Source organism: Chrysiogenia bacterium, assembly GCA_020434085.1.
Lineage (GTDB): Bacteria > JAGRBM01 > JAGRBM01 > JAGRBM01 > JAGRBM01 > JAGRBM01.
In genome coordinates this window covers 1-4,910 of record JAGRBM010000450.1, presented here as the reverse complement: position 1 = coordinate 4,910, position 4,910 = coordinate 1, and the positions used below count along the sequence as shown (strand labels likewise).

Here is a 4,910-nt window from a genome sequence, read left to right as displayed (position 1 = left end):
CTCAACCGCCTGGCGACGGCCATGGAAAAGGCCATGAAGCTCAAGAAGCAGATCAAGGGCGCCATGACCTACCCGATTGCGGTTCTCTCGGTGGCAATCGGCGTCATCATCTTCCTGATGGTGAAGGTGATCCCCGTGTTCGCCGGTCTGTTCTCGTCCTTCGGCAACGAGCTTCCCGCGCCGACCCAGTTCGTGATGGACCTCTCGCATTGGTTCCAGTCGAATATCTGGTACATCCTCGGCACGATCTTCGCGAGTATCACCGGGTTCAGGGCGATGCGCGCCAACCAGAAGGGGCGCGAGATCAGCGACGACCTGTTTTTGCACCTGCCCATCTTCGGCGATCTCATCCGCAAGGTCGCCGTGGCACGCTTTACCCGCACGCTCTCGACGATGATGAGCTCGGGCGTTCCCATCATGGAAGCGCTCGAAATTGTGGCGAAAACCGCCGGCCATGAGACGGTCAAACGCGAGATCATGCGTGCGCGGCAGGCGGTATCGGAAGGTAAATCGCTGACCGAACCGCTGGAGGAAGGCAATGTCTTCCCCAGCATGGTGACCCAGATGATCAACGTGGGCGAATCGACCGGTGCCATGGATGCCATGCTCGGAAAGATCGCCGATTTCTATGACGAAGAAGTCGACGTGGCGGTCGAGGCCATGACCTCCCTGATGGAGCCGATCATCATCGTGTTCCTGGGCGGTGCGATCGGTGGCATTCTGATCGCCATGTATCTGCCGATCTTTGATATTGCCGGAAACATCGGATAGCGCACGCGTGAGTGCGCCTCAGAGCGCGGCTGCCCCGGAAGTCGATCCCCAGGGCGGCTCGCCCCTGCTGACGCCCCGAATCGAGGGGCTGCTGCTGGGGCGTGCGCTCGTCTTTACCGTCCTTCTCGGGGCGGCCCTGGTCTTCCAGTACAATCAGAGTTCCGGAATTGAGGAAGCGGCTGACCTGCTGCTCTCGCTCTCGCCGATCTACGGCGTCATCGTCTTTGTCTATCTGATCTCGATTCTCTACGCGGTGATCTACCGGAATCTGGGCGCGGGCGAGGCGCGCCCCAGGTTCTTTGCCGTCTTCCAGATCGCCGCCGACGGGCTCATCGTTTCCTACCTGTTGCTCGTCTCGGGCGGGACGCGCAGCGTCTTTCCGTTCCTGTATCTGTTGATCGTCGTTTATGCCGGTATCCTGCTGGCCGGCCGCGGGGCATTTTATTCGGCGCTGCTTTGCTCGTTCCTCTACACGCTGGTGCTCTGGGGACTGAACTGGCTTCCCGAACCAATTCTGGAATCGCTGCAGCCCTTCGGCACCCGCGTTCCCACGATGGAGGAACTGGCCTACGCGAGCTTCGTGAACATGGGCTCGCTCTTCATGATGGCGGCGCTGGTTTCCTATCTGGCGGAGCGCCTGCGCCTCACCGGAGAGCGCCTGGCTCGCCGGGAAATCGACTACGCCGAGCTCGAAGAGCTTCACCGCGAAATTGTCACGAACCTGACCAGCGGGATCATCACAATCGATGACCGGGGCCAGATCACCTATCTCAACCGCGCGGCCGAGGAGATGCTCGGTCGCAACCTCACCCAGGTTTATCGCTTTCCGCTCCGCTCGGTCTTTCCCGAGATCTCCGTAGCGGTTGAACAGTCAGGCGATACCGCCAACTGGGCCCGCCCGGAAATGCGGGTCAACGGGGCGGGCGGCACGCACCTGGTGCTCGGTTTTTCGGTCGCCTCGCTGGGCGAGGCAGCCAGCCGTAACCGCGGCTCCATCATCATTTTTCAGGACCTGACACGGCTCAAACAGGTGGAGGCACGCCTCAAACGCCAGGACCGACTGGCCGCAGTGGGTGAGCTGGCCGCCAGCATCGCCCACGAGATTCGCAACCCGCTGGCATCGATCTCCGGTTCGGTGCAGATGCTCGAGACCAGCGCGGACGTCAATCCCGAGGACGCACGCCTGATGGCCGTGGTGCAGCGCGAGATCAACCGGCTCGATGCGCTGATCGGCAATTTTCTCCAGTACAGCCGTCTCATGGAACTCTCGATCGCGCAGGCGGATCTGGCCGCGCTGGTCAAGGACGTGCTGGAGACCTTCCAGCGCCTTCGCGACCAGCCCTCGGAGGTGAATCTGCTGCTAGGGGAGGGCGACCTGCACGCGCGCATCGACGCCGATCAGATCAAACAGGTCCTGTGGAACCTGCTCATCAATGCGCGCAATGCGATGGAGCCCGAAGGCGGAAAAATCACCGTGGAAGTCTTTCGCGAAGGCGAGGGGGGCGGGGCCACTTGCGGCATCCGCGTGAGCGACAGCGGTCCGGGAGTGCCCATCGAGGATCGCGAGCGCATCTTCACTCCCTTTCACACGACGCGGGTCGATGGCTCCGGGCTGGGGCTCGCGTTGGTGGACCGGATTGTCGGACTTCACGGCGGCGAAATCGATGTGGACGATTCCCCGGGGGGCGGCGCGAGCTTTACCGTGCGCCTGCCCATCGAGCCGCCGCCCGAGCGGGTTGCCCAGCAGGCGCCGGCCAGCTTGCGCGAGGGCGCGGGCTGATGTATCGCCTAAACATCAAGCGACTTTGCAGGCATCTTGAAAGGAGCGCGCGGCGCCCATGGCGAACATCCTTGTCGTAGATGACGAGGCGAGCATCCGCGAAGTGCTGGAGATCATGCTCCGGCGCGAGGGGCATGAATGTACCTGCGCGCAGGATGTGACCGAGGCACGCGCCGCCCTGCAGGGCAGCGAGTTTCAGATGGTCATCACCGACGTGCGAATGCCCGATGGCAACGGGCTCGACGTGCTCGATGCCGCCCGCAAGGCAAATCCCGATGTCGTGGTGCTGATGATCACTGCCTATGCCGCGACCGAAACCGCCATCGAGGCCATGCGGCGCGGAGCCTACGACTACCTGACCAAACCCTTCAAGATCGACGAGATTCGCCACATCCTGAAAAAGGCGCTGGAAGCCCAGTCCCTCAAGCACGAGAACCGGGCGCTCAAGAGCGCGCTGGAAGGCCGCTACGGCTTTCGTGGGATCGTGGGTGCCTCGCCCTCCATGCAGAAGGTTTTCGAGCTTGTCGAGCGCATCAAGGACACGCGCACCAACGTGCTGCTCAAGGGCGAGAGCGGGACGGGCAAGGAACTGGTCGCGCGCTCGATCCACTTCAATTCCGTGCGCAAGGACGCGCCCTTCGTGGCGATCAACTGCGGGGCCATCCCCGGAACGTTGCTGGAGAGCGAGCTTTTCGGCCACGCCAAGGGCGCCTTCACCGGGGCGATCAGCAACAAGCAGGGGCTGTTCGAACAGGCAAACGGCGGCACATTATTTCTCGATGAGGTGAGTGAAATTCCGATCGAGTTGCAGGTCAAGCTCCTGCGCGCCATTCAGGAACGCACGATCCGCGCCGTGGGAAGCAACAACGATGTCGAGGTGGACGTGCGTATCATCGCCGCTGCCAACAAGGATCTGGCCGAGGAAGTGGAGTCGGGAAAATTCCGGCAGGATCTGTATTATCGGCTCAACGTGGTGGAGATCACCCTGCCACCGCTGCGCGAGCGCCGCGAGGACATTGCGTTGCTCGCGCTGCACTTCCTGAGCAAATACGCCGCCGAGATGGGGCGCGAGATCAAAACCATTGCACCCGATGCCATGCGGCTGCTGGAGAAGAACGCGTACCCGGGCAATGTGCGCGAGCTCGAAAACGTGATTGAGCGCGCCGTGGCCCTGGAGAGCAGCGACGTCATTCGCGCCGAATCGCTTCCCTACAGTCCGGTTGAGGAAGTGGCGAGCATGACCTCGGCCTCGACATCTGCGCCCGGTGAGGACGAACTGCCCGAGGAAGGCATCGATCTGGAGGCGGCTGTTGCCGTGTTCGAGACCCGCCTTCTCAAGCAGGCACTCGAGCGAACGGGCGGCAACAAGAGCGAGGCCGCAAAACTGCTGGGCCTGTCCTTCCGAAGCTTCCGCTATCGCTGTCAGAAATACGGTCTGTAAGAACTGCTCAATTGAGTCCCTCTCCCGGCGGGAGAGGGGAAAGCGTGGCAACGCTGCGTTTGGGTGTGGGTGAAATCTTGCGGAACGGCTGTGTGCCTCTCCGTTTGCCCTCAGGCGGCGGTCTTTTCCCGGTAAATCTCTCGCGCTCTCTCACGCAGGACAACGATTTCCTGCTCGACCTTTGCCATCAGCTCGTCCTTGCTCTTCATGTCGTAGCCTCTGGTGTCGATGGGTTCGCCCACCAGCAACACGATGGGCCCGCGCCCGCGGCAGGACCAGCCGGGCGGCAGGATCTCGCGCGTGCCGGCAATGGCGGCCGGGATGATGGGGACGCCCGACTTGGCGGCCAACACGAAGCCGCCCTTTTTGAAGGGGAGCATCTCACCGCTGCGTGAACGCGTGCCCTCGGGGAAAATCAGAATCATGCGCCCGCCGGCAATGAGTCTGGCGGCGCGGTCGATGCTCTTGCGGGCCTTGGCCGACTTGCCCCGGTTGATGGGGACGTAGCGCATGAGCCACATGGCCTGGCCGAAGATCGGGAAATAGAAGAGCGAGTGTTTTGTCAGAAAGAGGAGCGTGCCCGGAGAGCTGCGCATGAGGGCGGGCGGGTCGAAATGGCTCTCGTGATTGCACATCACGATGGCGGCGGTCACTGTCTGCAGTTTTTCGGTCCCTTCGGTGTACACCTCGGTTGCCCCGCCGATGTACAGGAGTTGGCGCGCCCAGTTGCGGGCGAGGTAGGGCCACCAGATTGCTCCCGAACGGTCGCCAAATAGCGCCGTGATGATGACCAGCGTCCCAAAAATAAACGAACCAACGATCAAAGAGACGTATGTGAATAACGTCTGGATAATCTTTGGGGATAAGTCGGTGGATTTCTCACTCACGCGGATGGGTGCCTCGTTCGCCTTGCGGCCG

At 62.1% G+C, this 4,910-nt stretch carries 4 protein-coding genes; 3 read left to right on the top strand and 1 reads right to left on the bottom strand.

Going from position 1 to position 4,910, the window contains the following annotated elements; translation table 11 throughout:
- From KDH09_15310 to KDH09_15300, 3 genes are all read left to right on the top strand, one after another.
- The coding region (locus KDH09_15310) for a type II secretion system F family protein (protein MCB0221064.1) at nucleotides 1-771 on the top strand (771 nt) is incomplete at its 5' end.
- A gap of 7 nt (nucleotides 772-778) precedes the next feature.
- Nucleotides 779-2,551, top strand: a complete 1,773-nt coding sequence (locus tag KDH09_15305; protein MCB0221063.1) for a PAS domain S-box protein — start codon at nucleotides 779-781, stop codon at nucleotides 2,549-2,551.
- A gap of 58 nt (nucleotides 2,552-2,609) precedes the next feature.
- Nucleotides 2,610-3,992 carry a sigma-54-dependent Fis family transcriptional regulator gene (locus tag KDH09_15300; GenBank protein ID MCB0221062.1) on the top strand — a complete coding sequence of 461 codons (1,383 nt, stop codon included), beginning with the start codon at nucleotides 2,610-2,612 and terminating at the stop codon, nucleotides 3,990-3,992.
- 110 nt (nucleotides 3,993-4,102) lie between these two features.
- On the opposite strand, the gene KDH09_15295 is transcribed toward KDH09_15300, so the two are convergent.
- Nucleotides 4,103-4,910: 1-acyl-sn-glycerol-3-phosphate acyltransferase (locus KDH09_15295; protein ID MCB0221061.1), on the bottom strand; the 808-nt coding region annotated here is incomplete at its 5' end.